The organism is Ligilactobacillus equi DSM 15833 = JCM 10991, assembly GCF_001435735.1.
GTDB classification, from domain to species: Bacteria; Bacillota; Bacilli; order Lactobacillales; family Lactobacillaceae; genus Ligilactobacillus; species Ligilactobacillus equi.
Window position 1 is genome coordinate 1 of record NZ_AZFH01000069.1, and the last position, 16,485, is coordinate 16,485.

The 16,485-nt window shown below is 37.8% G+C and carries 16 protein-coding genes and 1 riboswitch; of the genes, 6 read left to right on the forward strand and 10 right to left on the reverse strand.

The annotated features are described in order from the left end of the window. Nucleotides 1-559 precede the first annotated feature (559 nt). On the reverse strand, nucleotides 560-1,894 hold the full coding sequence (gene gdhA, locus FC36_RS06100) for an NADP-specific glutamate dehydrogenase (protein ID WP_056986773.1): 1,335 nt from the start codon (nucleotides 1,892-1,894) through the stop codon (nucleotides 560-562). A gap of 248 nt (nucleotides 1,895-2,142) precedes the next feature. Between gdhA and FC36_RS06105 the strand changes: the two genes are divergently transcribed. Then, nucleotides 2,143-3,921: an alpha amylase N-terminal ig-like domain-containing protein gene (locus FC36_RS06105; RefSeq protein ID WP_056986774.1), complete on the forward strand. Its 1,779-nt coding sequence runs from the start codon at nucleotides 2,143-2,145 to the stop codon at nucleotides 3,919-3,921. A gap of 44 nt (nucleotides 3,922-3,965) precedes the next feature. Here the strand turns inward: FC36_RS06105 and FC36_RS06110 are convergent, their stop codons facing one another. After that, nucleotides 3,966-4,550 carry a uracil-DNA glycosylase family protein gene (locus FC36_RS06110; protein ID WP_023859967.1) on the reverse strand — a complete coding sequence of 195 codons (585 nt, stop codon included), beginning with the start codon at nucleotides 4,548-4,550 and terminating at the stop codon, nucleotides 3,966-3,968. A gap of 198 nt (nucleotides 4,551-4,748) precedes the next feature. Between FC36_RS06110 and FC36_RS06115 the strand changes: the two genes are divergently transcribed. Next, nucleotides 4,749-5,789 (forward strand): oxidoreductase, encoded by a 1,041-nt coding sequence (locus FC36_RS06115; RefSeq protein WP_025020952.1) that lies wholly within the window; start codon nucleotides 4,749-4,751, stop codon nucleotides 5,787-5,789. Nucleotides 5,790-5,916: 127 nt separating this feature from the next. Then, the gene (locus tag FC36_RS06120; protein WP_056986775.1) at nucleotides 5,917-6,681 is read left to right on the forward strand and encodes a formate/nitrite transporter family protein; all 765 of its coding nucleotides are present in this window, start codon (nucleotides 5,917-5,919) and stop codon (nucleotides 6,679-6,681) included. Between the two features lie 46 nt (nucleotides 6,682-6,727). Here FC36_RS06120 and FC36_RS06125 read toward each other — a convergent pair whose 3' ends face one another. From FC36_RS06125 to FC36_RS06160, 8 genes are all read right to left on the reverse strand, one after another. Then, complete coding sequence (locus tag FC36_RS06125) at nucleotides 6,728-7,270, reverse strand: folate family ECF transporter S component (RefSeq protein WP_023859970.1); 543 nt, start codon at nucleotides 7,268-7,270, stop codon at nucleotides 6,728-6,730. A 67-nt stretch (nucleotides 7,271-7,337) separates the two neighbouring features. Next, nucleotides 7,338-7,434: riboswitch (THF riboswitch) on the reverse strand. A 78-nt stretch (nucleotides 7,435-7,512) separates the two neighbouring features. Continuing rightward, nucleotides 7,513-8,313 carry a metal ABC transporter permease gene (locus tag FC36_RS06130; RefSeq protein WP_056986776.1) on the reverse strand — a complete coding sequence of 267 codons (801 nt, stop codon included), beginning with the start codon at nucleotides 8,311-8,313 and terminating at the stop codon, nucleotides 7,513-7,515. 7 nt (nucleotides 8,314-8,320) lie between these two features. Next, nucleotides 8,321-8,971: an ATP-binding cassette domain-containing protein gene (locus FC36_RS06135; protein WP_025020951.1), complete on the reverse strand. Its 651-nt coding sequence runs from the start codon at nucleotides 8,969-8,971 to the stop codon at nucleotides 8,321-8,323. A 57-nt stretch (nucleotides 8,972-9,028) separates the two neighbouring features. Then, nucleotides 9,029-9,889, reverse strand: coding sequence for a metal ABC transporter solute-binding protein, Zn/Mn family (locus FC36_RS06140; RefSeq protein ID WP_025020950.1), 861 nt, complete (start codon nucleotides 9,887-9,889; stop codon nucleotides 9,029-9,031). Nucleotides 9,890-10,075: 186 nt separating this feature from the next. Beyond that, the gene (locus tag FC36_RS06145; protein ID WP_056986777.1) at nucleotides 10,076-11,011 is read right to left on the reverse strand and encodes a LysR family transcriptional regulator; all 936 of its coding nucleotides are present in this window, start codon (nucleotides 11,009-11,011) and stop codon (nucleotides 10,076-10,078) included. A gap of 697 nt (nucleotides 11,012-11,708) precedes the next feature. Continuing rightward, complete coding sequence (locus FC36_RS06150) at nucleotides 11,709-12,362, reverse strand: histidine phosphatase family protein (RefSeq protein WP_025020948.1); 654 nt, start codon at nucleotides 12,360-12,362, stop codon at nucleotides 11,709-11,711. Between the two features lie 3 nt (nucleotides 12,363-12,365). Then, nucleotides 12,366-13,322, reverse strand: coding sequence for a 1-phosphofructokinase family hexose kinase (locus FC36_RS06155; RefSeq protein WP_025020947.1), 957 nt, complete (start codon nucleotides 13,320-13,322; stop codon nucleotides 12,366-12,368). A 20-nt stretch (nucleotides 13,323-13,342) separates the two neighbouring features. Next, nucleotides 13,343-14,095 carry a DeoR/GlpR family DNA-binding transcription regulator gene (locus tag FC36_RS06160; RefSeq protein WP_025020946.1) on the reverse strand — a complete coding sequence of 251 codons (753 nt, stop codon included), beginning with the start codon at nucleotides 14,093-14,095 and terminating at the stop codon, nucleotides 13,343-13,345. A 184-nt stretch (nucleotides 14,096-14,279) separates the two neighbouring features. Between FC36_RS06160 and FC36_RS06165 the strand changes: the two genes are divergently transcribed. Genes FC36_RS06165 through FC36_RS06175 form a run of 3 tightly spaced genes read left to right on the forward strand, consistent with a single transcriptional unit; the run spans nucleotide 14,280 to nucleotide 16,482 of the window. Next, nucleotides 14,280-14,741 carry a PTS sugar transporter subunit IIA gene (locus FC36_RS06165; RefSeq protein ID WP_025020945.1) on the forward strand — a complete coding sequence of 154 codons (462 nt, stop codon included), beginning with the start codon at nucleotides 14,280-14,282 and terminating at the stop codon, nucleotides 14,739-14,741. Between the two features lie 14 nt (nucleotides 14,742-14,755). Further along, nucleotides 14,756-15,079 (forward strand): PTS sugar transporter subunit IIB, encoded by a 324-nt coding sequence (locus tag FC36_RS06170; RefSeq protein ID WP_025020944.1) that lies wholly within the window; start codon nucleotides 14,756-14,758, stop codon nucleotides 15,077-15,079. Nucleotides 15,080-15,123: 44 nt separating this feature from the next. Next, nucleotides 15,124-16,482 (forward strand): PTS galactitol transporter subunit IIC, encoded by a 1,359-nt coding sequence (locus tag FC36_RS06175; RefSeq protein ID WP_025020943.1) that lies wholly within the window; start codon nucleotides 15,124-15,126, stop codon nucleotides 16,480-16,482. Nucleotides 16,483-16,485: the final 3 nt, after the last annotated feature.

The following is a 16,485-nucleotide window of genomic DNA, read 5'->3' on the forward strand; positions in this document are numbered from 1 at the left end:
TAACACTGTACAATTTACAAAAAATGGAAGTATTACAAACTAGCAATTAGCGTAAATTACATAAATAATAGTAATGATACTGAAATTATTAACTGTACAAATCCTATGATTCCTTTAATAAAATTATACTTTGCAGAATTAAATAGGAAAATTCTATTTATTAAAAATTCACTACTAAAGGAAAATAAAAAGTTAAATATAATAAAAAATAAGTACAATTTTATATTATTAATTATTGGGAATGTTAGTAGAATTGCTGACAATGTAAAATAAATAGTTAATGTGTATTTCTTGAAGCACATGTTTTAACACCTACTTTCCATAAACAATGATATGAAATACTATCACAACTCTACCTTTTCATTGTAACCGCCTTCTTGTGAAGGTTCAAGAAAATGTATCGACACGAAGCAAAAATATTTTACACTATTATCCTATAGCTAAATTTTCTATCATTTTTAATTCCTACAAAGCTCCCGAATTTTCTGGGAGTTTTTTCGTAGCAAACATAACAAAAATGCACCTCCAACAAGGCGCATTGTTATTTTGTAATTTAATTTTAAACGATACCTTGGGCTTCCATAGCATTAGCGACCTTTTCGAATCCAGCAATGTTAGCACCAGCTACATAATCTTCGTCTTTGCCGTACTTCTTAGCGGCAGCAGAGATATTTTGGTAGATATCGGCCATGATGGCTTGTAATTTACTGTCAACTTCTTCAAAAGTCCAAGACAGACGTTCAGAGTTTTGACTCATTTCGAGGGCAGAAACAGCCACCCCACCAGCGTTAGCAGCCTTACCAGGGAGAAAAGCAATTTTATTTTCTTGAAGGAAGTCAGTTGCTTCGCGTGTAGTTGGCATGTTAGCTCCTTCAGCGACGACTTGAACTCCATTAGCGACTAAAGTTTGGGCATCTTCAAGGTGAAGTTCGTTTTGCGTTGCACATGGTAAGGCAATGTCAGTTTTTACGCTCCAGACACCACGACCTTCGTGGTATTCAGCTGATGGCCGAGCAGCAGCATATTCTGTAAGCCGGGCCCGTTTAACTTCTTTAACTTCTTTTAAGAGAGCCACATCGATACCTTCTGGATCGTAAATCCAACCGGTTGAATCAGAGGTAGTTACGACTTTAGCACCAAGTTCTTGAGCTTTTTCAATCGCGTAAATTGCCACGTTCCCAGCCCCAGAAACGGTCACGGTCTTGCCTGTAAAACTGTCATTGTGGTCTTTGAGATATTCATTAACAATGTAAAGCAAACCATAACCAGTTGCTTCTGTTCGTGCAAGGGAACCCCCAAAGGTCAAACCTTTTCCAGTTAATACACCTTCGTAAGCTGTACGGAGGCGTTTGTATTGACCGTAAAGGTAGCCGATTTCACGAGCCCCAGTTCCAATATCGCCGGCAGGAACATCGACATTCGGGCCGATATGTTTGTAAAGTTCCGTCATGAAACTTTGACAAAAGGCCATAATTTCACGGTCAGACTTGCCCTTAGGATCAAAGTCTGAACCACCTTTCCCTCCGCCGATTGGTAAGGTGGTTAAGGAGTTTTTGAAGACTTGTTCAAAGCCAAGGAATTTAATGGTTCCCAATGTTACAGAAGGGTGGAGACGAAGCCCACCTTTGTAAGGGCCGATGGCATTGTTAAATTGTACCCGGAAACCGTTATTAACTTGTACTTGCCCTTGGTCATCAATCCAAGGAACGCGGAAGAGTATTTGACGGTCAGGGGTGGTAATGCGTTCCAGTAAAGCTTCCTTGCGGTAATGAGCTTCATTGGCTTCGATTACAGGGCGAAGCGAGTCAAGCACTTCTTTGACAGCTTGGTGGAATTCTGGTTGCGCAGGATTTTGGTCCACAACGCGTTGGTATACTTCATCAACATATGTCATCAAAAAACATCCTTTCTCAAAGAACCGTGTAATATAATCTAACAACTCAATTTTAAAAGTATAAAAAGCTAAAGTCAATTATTTTTTAATCGAAAACACATAATTTTTACTTTAATTTAAGAAAACTATAAAAAACTACTACAAAAGTTATTTTAGCGCTTGCATAGCGGTGGGTAAATGGATTACTCTAAAGATAGTGAGAAAAATTCAGGGATCATGATAGCCTGGAAAGCAAGGAAGGTTCGAATATGGAATTATCTGCAGTTATCCATCGTCCTGCAAGTGAAATGGCCTACCTCATTAATGAGAACGTGCTGCGTGTTTCTTTGCGGGCTAAACATAATAATATTAAAGCAATTGAAATTTTTTACGGTGATCCCTATGATCGCCGTGTAACTCAAAATAATCAGGAGGTTTGGACGTATCAAACTAAACCAATGCATCGCCAGTTAAAAGGGGTTTTAACGGACTACTGGCAAGTTGATTTACCTGTGCCTGAAAGCCGCCACTTGGAATATGCCTTTCGTATTAAGAGTGCTGATGACCGTCAATATCTCTATGATGACCGACGATTAACCACCTATAGCGAAAAGAATCGGGCCAACATTAAAGGTTTCCGGACGCCTTATTTAAATATCAGCGATGTTTTAACAATTCCTGGCTGGCTCAAACAAACAACTTGGTATCAAGTAATTCCGGACCGTTTTGCCCAAGGTAAAGAGGTATCCCTTGAAGAACTAAGCGACCAAAAACCATCAGCTAACAGCTTAAATGGAAGCTTACAAGGTCTGGTGCAAAATCTGGATTACATTGCGGATTTAGGTTTTAACGGTTTGGATTTGACGCCAATTTTTAAAGCCTACTCTAACCACAAGTATGACACCATTGACTTCTTTAACGTGGACTCTAGTTTGGGGGAGAAAGAAGACCTGGCCCAATTAGTAACTAAAGCTCATGAAATGGGGATTCATGTGATGTTAGAAGCGACGATTAACTATTTAAGTGATGCGTCCTTACAATGGCAAGATGTGCGAAAAAATGGGGCCCACTCCCGTTTCGCTAGTTGGTTTAGGATTTATGAGTTTCCAGTAACCTATAGTTTGGAAGTCGACCCTAATTACGCCCGGCAGGCTAGTTATGCCATGTTCGCTAATAACCCTCATATGCCAATGTTGAATTTGGAAAATGAAGAAGTTCAAGCTTATCTTTTAGGTGTCTTGGCTTACTGGGTGAAAGAATTTGATATTGATGCTTGGCGTTTGAGCCACGGTGATGATATTCCTCAAGCTTTCCAAGCCAAAATCGCTAAGAAATTACGGAAGATTCGGCCGGATATTTACTTATTGAGTGAAAATGTTCAAACCTCCCAAAATCATATCGGCCAACCGGTCTTTAACGGGGCGGTTAACTACCCACATATGGAAGTTATCAAGAGTTACTTTAGCGAAAAAGAAGAAAGTAGTGGTGAATTTATTGCCGCTTTAAATGCTCAATTTTTACGCAACCGTCGCCAAACTAACCAAGGAATGTTTAATGTGTTAGACACTCCTCTGAGTCCGCGTTTAATGAGTCAAGCTCATGATGATCCGCAACTATTACGGGCCATCTTGGCCTTTAATTATCTGCAAGTTGGGACTCCGGTGGTTCTTTATGGAACAGAACAATTAATGGCGGGGATGGAAGCACCTAACAACCGGCAAAACCTCTCCTGGGAAGAAGAAAAGCAAAATGATGTGATGAAACGTTATTTACGTCTTTTAAATAATTTCCGTCATGAGTACGCAGACGTATTAACCGATGGGAACTTCGAATGGAGCCAATACAGTAACCGTTACAACTACTTTAGTTTCATACGGACTTTTGGTGATAAGAAGATTTTTGTCCTCTTTAACTTGGGAATAGGAAGTATTCGTTTCCAATTGCCTAAGAATACTAAGTTGATTTTAAGTCAGAATTTGGTTGACAATGAAAATCGTTTAGGGCAATATGGCTTTGTCATTATTGAATCAAAAACTAATCAAAATTAAATTTAGAATAATAAGGATTGACCAAGCGGCCAGTCCTTTTTTCTTTACCGTAAAATACGCTTAACTAAGGCCTGGAGTTCAGGAATAACCTGGGCTTCAAACCAAGGATTCTTAGCCAACCAAATTTGATTGCGTGGCGAAGGGTGAACTAAAGGAAAGTAGCGGGGGAGATAGTTTTGATAGTTTCGCACTACATCTGTAAGTTTGACGGAACTCTTGAGATTGAGGTAGTACTTGTTGGCGTAGGCTCCGACTAAAATTACAAGTTCAATCTTTGGCATGGCAGCGAGCAATTGGGGATGCCACTTTTGCGCGAATCCTTTGCGTGGTGGTAAGTCACCATTTTTACCATGCCCCGGGAAGTAAAAGTCCATTGGCATAATAGCAATTTTATGATTGTTATAAAATTCTTGGCGACTCACACCAAGCCACTCTCGAAGGCGGTCCCCACTTTTATCATTCCAGACCATTTGACTGTCTTGGGCTTTTTGCCCAGGAGCTTGTCCAACAATAAGAATTCTAGCTTCAGGTGAGGCAGAGTAAAGCGGATTAATCCCAGCCTGAGTATAAGTTTGATTTTGCGAATCAGCCTTAATAGCTGTAAAAATGTGGTTTAATTGATTTGTCATAAAAATCACCTCATAAAAAATAGCCCCTAAAAGTAGGGACCGTGGAAAATATTACTATTTGCCCCTGCCAAGGGACTCCATTATATCATACAAAGCTAAGCTATAGTTTGAATTCACTAGAGTTGTTTGTGCATAATTTTGCGTGGTTTAAAGAAAAGACTTATAATAAATAAGTAAATTGAAATGGAGGAAATTATCATGTCAAAATTACTTTCACCTGTCCAAATTGCAGGTTTAGACTTGAAAAATCGGGTAGTTATGCCACCTATGTGTATGTATGATGTGCAAGCTGAAGATGGTTTACCAACGAGTTTCCATCACGCTCATTATGGAGCGCGTGCTATTGGGGGCGTGGGACTGATTATCCAGGAGGCGACGGCCGTTACTCCGGAAGGTCGCCTCACCAAAAATGACCTCGGTTTATGGAATGATGCTCAAGGTCAAGCCTTGGCTAAGATGGTTTCTGAACTCCACCAGCTCGGTACCAAAGTCGGCGTACAATTGTGCCACGCCGGACGTAAGGCAAAAGATGCCACGCAACCATTAGCCCCAACGGCGTTAGACTATGATGACCAGGGTTCCTTTAAGACGCCCAAGGAAATGACTTTAGCTGATATTGAAGAAGTCAAGGCTGCTTTCGTGGCTGCAGCTAAACGGGCGGAAGCCGCCGGGTACGACATGCTTCAATTGCATGGCGCTCACGGCTACTTAATTAACCAATTTTTGGAACCAATGACCAACCACCGTCAAGATGCTTATGGTGGTTCCTTGGCAGCGCGCTTCCGTTTCTTAAAAGAAGTGGTGGCCGAAGTTAAAGCAGCGGTTTCGTTACCAATTTGGGTGCGCTTATCTGTTTCTTCTTATGCCCAAGAAGGTAATAGTCTGGCTGATTATCAAACAATAGCCCGTTGGTTAGAAGAATTGGGAGTAGCTTGCCTGGATATTTCAACGGGTGGGGTCTTACCTTTGAGTCCAAATTTCCCAATTTATGGTGGTTATCAAGCAAACTTTTCTGCTAAAATTAAAGCGGCAGTTGAGATTCCAGTAACGGCGGTAGGACTAATTAAGAGTCCTGAATTAGCAGAATATCTACTCCAAAACGACCAAGCTGATTTAATTGAAGTAGGGCGAGAATTAATTGCCCAACCAAATTGGCCGGCGCAAGCTGCTAAACAACTTCATGACCATGATTTCTCAGTCTACAATCATTCTTATCAAAGAGGAATTGGTCAACTATAATTAAGAAGTAAACTTGTTCATGTCGGACGAGTTTTTTTTCTGGCAAAAATATAACGAAAATTGAATGGTGAAATCGCCTACAAAAGTGGTAGGATGAATGTGAAACATAACACAAAGGAGTGGTTTGATGTATCAAGAATCAATTCAAGCAGTTAAGGGAGCTGCTAATAAGAAGTTAGCTCTTTTACATAATAATCCACTTGGTTACTTCCTCTTATCTTGCTTGGCTGGTATGTACATTGGTTTTGGGATTTTACTATCCTTTACCGTAAGTGGACAATTACAAGGTATCCCAGCTACCAAATTAATCATGGGACTCTGCTTTGGGGTGGCTTTGAGTTTAGTGATTATTGCTGGCGCAGAGCTCTTTACAGGCAATAACTTTGTCTTAGGGGTTGGCCTTTTCACCAAGCAAAATAAATTCTTGGACGCGTTATATCTGTGGTTTGTATGTTGGTTAGGTAACCTTTGCGGGGCGGTAATTTTGGCCTTGATTTTTAATGCTTGTGGTCTCCAAGTTGAAGGAGTGGCAAAAGCTTTAGCAGCCGCTGCTTTCATGAAAACTCACTTAGGAATTGAAGCCCTATTGGCTCGCGGGGTTTTGTGTAACATTCTTGTTTGCTTGGCCGTTTGGTCTGGCTTCCAAACCAAAAATGATGCAGCTAAACTGATTATGGTTTTCTGGTGTCTGTTAGCTTTCTTCACCACCGGTTTTGAACACAGTGTGGCTAATATGACCGTCATTACGGCAGGTTTATTAGCTCCTATGGGCCAAAACATTACTTTGGGTGGCTTTGCCTACAACCTTTTCTGGGTAAGTTTAGGTAACATGATTGGAGCTATTTTCTTCCTAGCCTTACCATATGTACTTGCTGCCAAGAAGCAAAAATAATTTTAAAAGAACCCGTCACACCAAACTTGGTATGACGGGTTCTATTTTAATAGCCTGATTTTTGTTGTAAGTTTAAGCGACTAACAGCGCGTAAGACCAGGAATAAAATGATGGCTTCAATAGGCCAAGAGATAACTTCCTTGGGTAAACGGACGGTTAGTAACTGTATAAAGGGTGTCGTGTATAAAATGTTAATCCACAAGGTTGTGAAGAACACATTGGTCACGAGAATTTGCACAAATTCATAAGCGAAAAGACGCTTGAGGCTGACTTTTTGCTGGTACAAAATCATACCTGCGATGACACCAGAGACAAAGGCTGAAAAGGTAAAGCCTAGGAAAAAGGTCGAGCCTGAAGAAAAAATGGTGTTAGCGATTAGATCTTTAACCACCATGGCAACTCCGCCCCACCAAGGACCTAGAAAGTAACCAATCATGCCAGTGGCGATAAAGCCGAGGCTGATTTTAAAGACGGTGTCGGACCCTACAGATAGTTTCCCTAATACTACGTTTAAGGCGATTAAGAGTGCAGCCAAGGTTAAGGTCCGAACATTCATTTGTGGCCCTTTAAAAGATAAGAATTTTGTCATTGTAACATCTCCCAAAAAAATTAATTTTTGTGGGGGAGACCAAGCACCAAAAAATTTATGCAATTATGATGGTGAATGCGAAAACCAAACGTCGGTCATGGACCATTCTGCCTATGTTCACATTCCGTTCCATAGGCCCGTTACGCAAGGCTTCCTACCCCTACGGAGAATAATATACCATAGTACATAATTAATTTCTAGCTAAAGTTAGACGCAAAAAAAGCCCCCAGGTGGGGACTGAATTATTTATGTTGATTATTACGGTATTCCTTGAGAATGGCTGAGCCATAAATTAAAGCTTCAATAACCGTGATAAAAAAGGAGACGGGTAAATCAGTTAAATAGCTAAGGTAAAGGCCTAACCAAATTCCAAAAAGTGCAAACCCGGTAGCCAAACTAATCATCTTTCCCATGGTGTGGGTGTAGTATTTGGCGGCGGATGCTGGGATGGTTAGGAGGACAAAAATTAAAAGTGAACCCACAATTTGAGCTGCCACACTGATGGTTAATGCTAGGAGTACTAGGAAGATAATCGAAATTAAACGGTTATAGCGTTGGTTATATTCGCTTCCTTGACCGTCAAAGGAGTTATAAGCTAAAGGTCGAAACATGAGGGAAACAACTAATAATAAAATCACTGAAAGACCCACTAGAGTGTAAAGCGAACTTTCATTAATACCGACAATGCTCCCAAATAAAATACTAGTGGCATAGCTAGATTGTTTATCTGATAAAGATAAAAAGAGAATCCCTAGTCCCAAAAAGAGTCCGGAAAAAACACTGATAGAGGCTTCGCGCCGCCCCACCTTTTCACCGGAAAGACCAATTAAGATGGCACTAGCGGAGGTGAATAGTAACATGCCTGCTAAGGGTGAGATTCCGAGGAAGACTCCAAAAGAGGCTCCAGAGAAACCAATTTCTGAGAGGGTGTGGGTGAAAAATGAGGTTTGACGCGCTACCACGAAGACGCCCATCACCCCACAAATTAGGGCAATAAAGATACCAGCAATAAAGGCATAGCGCATAAAATCATAAGTAAACATTGCTTAATTATCCTTTCTTAGTAACCGTGGCCGTGTGATTATCCAGGTTTAATTCGTAGTCAGCATAAGCTGCAATTAACTCAGGATCATGGGTGATAAAGAGAATGGTTAAGTTCCGGTCAGCCATGATTTGCTTGAGTAATTTGAGTAATTCGTGCTTACTAGAACGGTCTAAACTAGCGGTGGCTTCATCTAGAATTAAAAGACTAGGATCAGCACAGAGGGCTTGGGCGAGGTAGGCGCGTTGTTTTTCCCCACCTGAAGCATGCCCTAAAGGTTGGTTAGCAATTTTAGTTAAGTTGGTCTCAGCTAAGACTTGTTCAAGTTTAACCTTCATTGCTTGATTAAGCCAAGGCCAAAAATGGTACTTAAAGCCTAATTGGACAAAGCTACGGATACTAAGGGGATAGTCATCATCAATGTTACGTAGTTGCGGTACATATTGGACTTGGCTCCGTTTAAGGTGACAAGTTGTGTGGCTCGTATAGTTGAGGTCAAGGTCACGTAGGAGGTGCTTAACCAGAGTTGTTTTACCGACACCGTTTTCTCCGGTAATACAAGTTAGGGCATTAGCTGGTAATTCGAAGTTAAGATTTTCAAAGAGGCGACGATGAGCCACCTCAATAGTCAAATTGGTAACTTTTAGTAACGTAGACATGTGGGTTCCTTTCAGAATGCAAAAGCCGCAAACATCTGCGGATATTTGCGGGTGCATTTAGTTATTTTGGATTTTTTGGACTTGTTTAAATTCTTGTGTCATCCATTGGACGTAGGTTTTACCTTTGGGTTTGGTTTCCGTAACTTTAACAATTGGCACGTCATTTTCTTGACACAATTTAGCCATGTTGTCGATAACCTTACTATCAGACTGAGTATTTTGGACAAAGAAGGCAATTTGCTTCTTATTAATCATAGTTTGCAACTTTTTAATGTCAGAGTAGGAAGGGTCGCTTTCATCTTCCGTAGCTTTAGCAAAGTGTTTGTTGGCTACTTTATATTCCATAGAAGTTAAAGCATAGTCAAAGACAGGTTCACTAACCGCTACTTTTTGTCCTTTAGCTTGCTTAGCGATGTTTGTTTCTAAAGTGGTAAGCTGCTTCAATTCTTTGATGTAGGCTTGAGCATTTTTTTGGTAGTAGTCAGCGTTTTTAGCGTCTTTTTTACTGAAGTAAGTGGCTAACTTTTCCGTTAAGGAAATCATAGCGGGCACATCATACCAAATGTGTTCATTGTCGCCATCTTTTTTTCCAACTAGGGAAGCAACAGCGAGGTATTTCTTGCCATTAAGTTTCTTAACCCAACTATCATAACCGATACCGTTGTAAATGACAAGGTCAGCTTGAGCTACTTGCTTAGCAGTTTTAGTGGTTGGCTCAAAGTCATGGGGGTCAGTACTAGGATTATTAATGATTGAAGTTACCTTTCCCTTGGAACCAAGGACTTCTTGGGCGACTTCGCCATAGAAGTCAGTTGTGGTAATAACCTGAGTTTTAGCAGCTTGGGCAGAAGCATTAAGACTTAGACCAAAGCATATAGTAACAATTAAACTTAAAGCTAAAGATAATTTTTTCAACATTTTTAACTCCTCTAAAAATTTATCTACGTGATTCGTAATGATTACTTTTTAAAGATTAAAGGAGAAAAAAACCTTTGTCAAGCGGTTGAGACAAAGGTCAAAAGTAATTACGATTTAGACATTTAAATAGATGCGTTGATTTAGACTTTAATGGTTACCATTACGATTTAAAAAAATAATTAATTTTTATTTAAGCAAGGCGGGACCGATTCCTTTGGCTAAACGGATGAAAGCTTTCATTTGGGAAGTTAAATCCACGGTATCCTTGTAAGCCACCACCAAAGTATAGCTGAGTTTGTCAGCTGGTAGTTGATAGATATTAACCGCCTCAGTATCAATTAAATTTAAGACAGATTGAGGCATAATCGAAGCCCCTAAGCCCCGTTCGACTAATTTAGCGATTGTTGGTAAGCTGTTAGATTGAAGAATATTATCAGGGATAATTCCTTGCCCAGCTAAGGTGGTCGTTACCTGTCTTTGAAAACCAACATTTTCTTTAGCACTGATATAGGGAAACTCTCTAAGGAAAGGTTCAATTTGACCAATTGTTTTGATTTTTTTCATAGCTTGTCCAGCGACGAATTTGGGATGGCGGTAAGGGATAACTAAACAGGCTGGTTCAGTCGCTAAAGTTTCATAATGAATGTCGGGCTGGTAGATAGGTAAGATTCCCACATATAAATCGAGATTTTCTCTGATAAGACGATTTTCGTGGTTTTCTGAAGTATCTTCGTAGATGGTAAGTTTTACGTCTTCATAAACATTATGATACTGAGGTAAAAGCAAGGGCAAAATTTTTTGCCCTAGAGATTGGGTTACTCCAATAGACAGTTGTCCATGATTGGAACTTGACATTCGTTGTAAATCACGGTAAACAGCAGCGTATTGAGTGGTTAAGCGCTTTAAATTCGAGAGGTAAAATTCTCCAGCCTCAGTCAAACGAATGGGGTGGTGGCGCCGATCAATTAGAGTAACGCCTAAGGAATCTTCTTGCTGCTTAATCTTCTTGCTGAGGGAAGGCTGCGAAATAAAAAGGTATTCGGCGGCCTTGCTGACACTGCCAAAGCGGACCACGGCTTCTAAAATCTTAATAAAATTTTGATCGGCTTCAAATGAGCGCATAAAAACAGTCCTTTCTAAATAAAATTCGATACAAGTAGTTTAACTTTATTATGCCTTTCTTAGCATAACCTTGCAAGGTAAAAGTGACTGAAAGGGGTTAAAAAATTAAAATATGATTCTAGTTTTATGTTTTTGTCTAAAAATAGTCACTATATTATTGCAGGAGAATACTAAAAAATTAAATCGTCAAGCATCAATTATAACAGCTATTTTTCATGAATCTTAGTATTTTAGTGATATTTATTTAATTATCTCAATTACTCTAGTATAAAGCAGATATGGTATAAATATATCCAGTTAGGTTACAATAAGTTTCCTATCTAGAATTTTCACGCACAAAAGATATATCTATATGAAAGATACTTAATACTGGTTAAAGCAATCAAAGAAAACTCAAGAAGTTACTTGTTGAGAATATATTGAAGGGTGTACTGTCAAAAAAGGTCAGGATAGCTGAGTCGAAGTTATATTGAAAACCAGGCATCAATCTTTATTATCAGGAACACTATGAGATTGTGCATACTAGATGATAGGGATTGAGGAATATCAGAGGTTGGTTAGGCAAAGAATGGTGTTTAACGAATAGTTACAAAATCCCTTTGACTTGCTTAGTCGAAGGGATTTTGGTTATATGATTAATTAAATTTAGTGGTATGTGTAAAGATGACAATTTCTGTAATCCAACCTATCATTTGAGTTAGAATGTCTTATTGTAAAATTCAACAGTGGGTTTAGAATCTTTAAACACTAATTTAGTGACTGAACCATTTTTAGGCTCAATATTTTTGTCGATACCATTTCCATATTTTTTAACTAGACTAAAAATTAGCGTACCATGACATACAACAAGAACTTTTTCTTTATTTTTAACTGAGGAGCTAATTAAATTAAAGCTTTTGTTAATTCTCGTCCAAAAATCTTCAGCATTTTCAGCCAATTTTGTTGGATCAGCACTTTTGGTCATATTACGAACATTATCAATACCATATTCAGACACAAGATCAAGGAACTTGGTTTGTCCATATGGAAGACCGATAATCCTCCATGTTTCATCAATATTATGTCCTTCAAAATAACCGTAGCATTGTTCCCTGAACAAAGAGCTTGGTTTTATTGAATTTTGGGGTATATTACATAATTCAGTTATTTTTTTACAAGTATTGTAGGCTCTACTTGTATCACTACAGTATACTTTAGAAAATTCTAAATTTTCTTTTTTTAACAACTGTCCAGCTTCTACGGCATCTTGAATACCTTTTTCTGTTAATGGTGAATCTGACCAACCTTGCATACGATGAGAAAGGTTGAGCAACGTTTGTCCATGTCTAATGTAATATACTTCGTATTCCATAGTTTATTCTCCAATCATTGAAATTTCTACATTATCGTATGAGTTTTTAAAATCTTCTATATCAATAAAACCAGTTTTAATATTCAATGCATTAGCTGTACCGGCGGCAGAACCATACTTAATAATTTCTTTTTCATCTTTCTGCATATCAATTGCAGATAACAAACCACCAACAGTAGAGTCACCAGATCCTTGTGTATTGACAGCGTTTATTTTAGGAAACGTTATTTTATAAAAAGAATGATTATATTTAACAAGTGATCCCTGTGAACCTAATGAAACAAAAATAATTGGAATTTTTGACAATAAGTCATTTTTTTCAATTTTAGCCTTTAGTATTTTAACATCAGTAGTTACAGAAATACCGAGTAAATTAGCAATTTCAACTTCATTGGGTTTGATTATATTGGGAAGATACTTAGAATTTAAACAAGTTTTCAATGCATCTCCAGATGTATCGAGTAATACCTTCACGTCTTTATTTATAGAGCGAATATCCTTTATTAATCTATTGTAAAAATCAGAAGGGCAGTTGGTTGGTAAACTACCATTAAGAGAAATAATAGATACCTTTTCATTAGAAAGAATTTCTCTAATGTTGTTTGTAATTAGAGAAATTGTTTTTGTTTCAATGGGGTAACCATATTCATTAATTTCAGTTTTGTTGTTATTTTTATCAAGAATAACGTAACAATTTCTCGTTTCATTTTTTACTTTAATGAATTTCGGTGTAAATTTATCGATAGAAGTTTCATTTTCTATATATTGACCATTCTGGCCACCAATTACTCCCATCGCAATAGTATCTGTACCTAGAATTGATGATACACGTGCCGCGTTTATTCCTTTCCCACCAACCATTTTTGATACTAACTCTACTCTATTCAAATTTCCTGGTGATAAGGTGCTTAATTTATAAAGATAATCAACAGAGGGATTCATAGTTAAAGTAATAATCATAATAAACTTCCTTTCACATTCTATTTAATTTCAATATATTGAGAGTATTTTTTTTTGACTTCTGCATCCCAATCATCGTCACTGACAAGAAAGTCAAAAGAATCCAGATTAGAAAAAGTAATCACATCTAAATTACCAATTTTTGAAGTATCAGCCACGATAATTTTCTTATTTGAGCACATCATTGCAGTAGACTGGATACTTCCTTGCTGGGAATTACTAGTAGTTACTTTATTTTCACTAATACCATTTGTTGAACATAAAGCATAATCAATGTTAATGCTATTAAATGAGTTTTCTGCAATTTCTCCTAGGAATTCACCTGTTTTCTTGTACAGTTCTCCAGCAGTTAAAATGACTCTATTATCATATTCTAATAATGCTTGAAAGGCAGGATAACTATTTGTAATAAATGTTAACTCTTTCTTTACTAGATAAGGAATTGCTAGTAATAGTGTGGTTCCTGCACCAAGAAATATAGTTGATTTATCTGGAATAAGCTTACCAAGTTTTTTCCCAATTTCTTCTTTTTTTCCTATATTTCGCAACATTTTCTCATCAGTTGAAAATTCAATATGTTTTTGAGGTTCTTCTATAATGGAAGCTCCGCCATGTTCACGAATTAATTTTCCTTGTTGCTCTAACTCTTTTAAATCTCTCCGAATGGTAACCTCAGATACGCCTATAGTTGACGCAATTTCAGAGGTAGACATTGTTCCACCGTTTAAATTGATGATATCTATTATTTTATTTAAACGAACATTTTTAATCATCTTTGGACACCTCTCTTATATTTTTTATATTCTAATATATGTCTTTTATTATAATATAACAAAGTTAAACGTTCAAGTTCGTAAATAAAAAATCAAAAATAATCAAAAAAAGGATTGTTTTTTTTTTTTGATTATAATAAAGTATGTAAGCGGAAACAAATGAAATTTAAAAGGAGATGATTTTATGATTAAGGATATGTTTGATGTTGATTTAATTGACTTAAATGTATTAGTTTCTGATGAAGCACAACTCTTTGATTTAGTCGGAATGCGGGCTATTGAAGGGGGTGTAGCAGAACTGGGGTACATTACTGGACTTGAAAAGCGAGAATTATCCTATCCAACGGGACTTCAATTTCCAGAGATTTCGGTTGCTTTACCACATGTAGATAGTAAATATATCAAAAAACCATTTATCTATATTGCACGAAATAAGGAAGTACTTAATGTTAAGCAAATGGGCGACGCAGCGGATATGTCAACTCGTGACTTCCTTTTCTTGGGTATAAAGGAAGGTTCTAAGCAACCTCAGTTATTAGCAAGTATGATGGCTGCCTTTCAGGATAGTGCATTTGTAGAAAAATTTAAGAATGCTGATACAAAAGAAAAAATGTATGAATTAGTTACAGAAACTTTTAAAGATTAACGAGGTGTTTAATTATGAAAACTATTTTAGTTTGTTGTGGTTCAGGTGTTGCAACTAGTCCCCAAGTATCAAATAAATTGAATGAATACTTAGCATCTGTTGGATTAGATGGGTATGCTAAGGCTACCCCAAAGCCAATTGAAACGGCTAAGTCTACTATCGAAAACGATCCTAGCGTTATTATTTATGTTGGAATTGCACCGGCTGATGCAGAGCTTCAAGAAACGCTTGATGAAAATGATGTTGTCGGAATGGTGGGTTTACCTTGGTTAACAGGAATGGGCCAAGATGAAGCAAATGAAAAAGTAAAGGAGGTTGTTGAAAAACATAAAATATAATTCTTATGCTTTTTTAATATTACTAAAATCTCGAGGTGATAAATATGAATTGGAATGACATAGTGCAAGCAGTTCTTGGTGTTGGATCTACAGTTCTTATCCCAATATTCATTGCTATTTTAGGTTTAATATTTGGTATGAAACTATCTAAGGCATTACTTTCAGGATTGTATTTAGGTACTGGTTTCATTGGGATGAGTTTAGCTATCAATCAGTTGACTGCAGCTGTAAGTCCAGCAGCTAAGGCTTTGGCGAAGAATACAGGTATTAATTTACCCGTTGTTGACTTTGGTTGGACTGGTGCATCTGCTATTACATGGGCTTGGCCATTGGCATTTGCATTTTTTGCCATTGAATTAGGCATTAACTTAATTATGTTACTAGGTAAAATGACAAAAACTTTGAATGCAGATATGTGGAATGTTTGGGGAATTGCATTAACTGGTTACATTGTTTACCAATTCTCTGGGAACATGTTATGGGGATTTATTGTAGCTGGTATTCAAGTTGTTATTTCTTTGAAGCTCGGTGATATGTGGTCTGAGGAAATCAAAGATATGCTGGGTTACGAAGGGGTAACTGTTACCCACATCGAAACTTTTACTGCTGTTATTATGAGTCCCATTAACAAAGTGATGGACTTTATTCCAGTGTTTAATAAAGAATGGGATGCCGACTCTTTAAAGCGTAAAATCGGTATCCTAAGTGAGCCAGTTGTTATGGGTGCCATTATTGGATTATTACTTGGCCTTGTTGGGCGATATGGTATTGCAAATTCACTGAACCTTGCTGTAACAACAGGTGCGGTTATGGCTATTTTCCCAGTTATGGCTAAATTCTTCATGGATGCTTTAACCCCGTTCGGTACTACGATGAGCGATTTTATGAAGAAGCATGTCAAAGGTCGTGAGTTTGTTATTGGCCTTGACTGGCCAATTTTAGGACAAAGTACTGAATTATGGGTAACTATGGTTCTCTTGATTCCTATTTCAATTGTGTTTGCGGCTATCTTACCAGGCAATGAAATTTTACCATTAGCTGGTGTTATTAACTACTGTCTTGGTGTGGGTGGTTTACTCTTAACCGGTGGTAACTTATTACGTATGATTGTTTTAGGAATCATTTATGAGCCATTGTTCTTATACGGGTCGACATACTTTGCAGGTATCTTTACAAAATTAGCAAAGAGTACGGGAGCCATTAAGGTTCCTTCTGGTTCAGAAGTTTCATGGAGTTCTATTGAAGCACCAGATTTTAGATTCCTAGCATCATGGGCTGGTCGTGGTAATATTTGGGCAATTATTGGTTTTGTCGCTTTACTTACCTTGTTTGCATTACTTTACCTTAGATTCCAAAAAGAACCAATTCCAGCAAATAAGTACAAGAAATTGGAAGAAAAGTAAACT

Coding starts and splice junctions, on each gene's coding strand:
- FC36_RS06150 (WP_025020948.1), bottom strand. CDS start 12,362: ATGGAATACGAAGTATATTACATTAGACATGGACAAACGTTGCTCAAC.
- FC36_RS06105 (WP_056986774.1), top strand. CDS start 2,143: ATGGAATTATCTGCAGTTATCCATCGTCCTGCAAGTGAAATGGCCTAC.
- gdhA (WP_056986773.1), bottom strand. CDS start 1,894: ATGACATATGTTGATGAAGTATACCAACGCGTTGTGGACCAAAATCCT.
- FC36_RS06125 (WP_023859970.1), bottom strand. CDS start 7,270: ATGACAAAATTCTTATCTTTTAAAGGGCCACAAATGAATGTTCGGACC.
- FC36_RS06130 (WP_056986776.1), bottom strand. CDS start 8,313: ATGTTTACTTATGATTTTATGCGCTATGCCTTTATTGCTGGTATCTTT.
- FC36_RS06115 (WP_025020952.1), top strand. CDS start 4,749: ATGTCAAAATTACTTTCACCTGTCCAAATTGCAGGTTTAGACTTGAAA.
- FC36_RS06155 (WP_025020947.1), bottom strand. CDS start 13,322: ATGATTATTACTTTAACTATGAATCCCTCTGTTGATTATCTTTATAAA.
- FC36_RS06145 (WP_056986777.1), bottom strand. CDS start 11,011: ATGCGCTCATTTGAAGCCGATCAAAATTTTATTAAGATTTTAGAAGCC.
- FC36_RS06175 (WP_025020943.1), top strand. CDS start 15,124: ATGAATTGGAATGACATAGTGCAAGCAGTTCTTGGTGTTGGATCTACA.
- FC36_RS06165 (WP_025020945.1), top strand. CDS start 14,280: ATGATTAAGGATATGTTTGATGTTGATTTAATTGACTTAAATGTATTA.
- FC36_RS06140 (WP_025020950.1), bottom strand. CDS start 9,889: ATGTTGAAAAAATTATCTTTAGCTTTAAGTTTAATTGTTACTATATGC.
- FC36_RS06160 (WP_025020946.1), bottom strand. CDS start 14,095: ATGATTAAAAATGTTCGTTTAAATAAAATAATAGATATCATCAATTTA.
- FC36_RS06110 (WP_023859967.1), bottom strand. CDS start 4,550: ATGACAAATCAATTAAACCACATTTTTACAGCTATTAAGGCTGATTCG.
- FC36_RS06135 (WP_025020951.1), bottom strand. CDS start 8,971: ATGTCTACGTTACTAAAAGTTACCAATTTGACTATTGAGGTGGCTCAT.
- FC36_RS06120 (WP_056986775.1), top strand. CDS start 5,917: ATGTATCAAGAATCAATTCAAGCAGTTAAGGGAGCTGCTAATAAGAAG.
- FC36_RS06170 (WP_025020944.1), top strand. CDS start 14,756: ATGAAAACTATTTTAGTTTGTTGTGGTTCAGGTGTTGCAACTAGTCCC.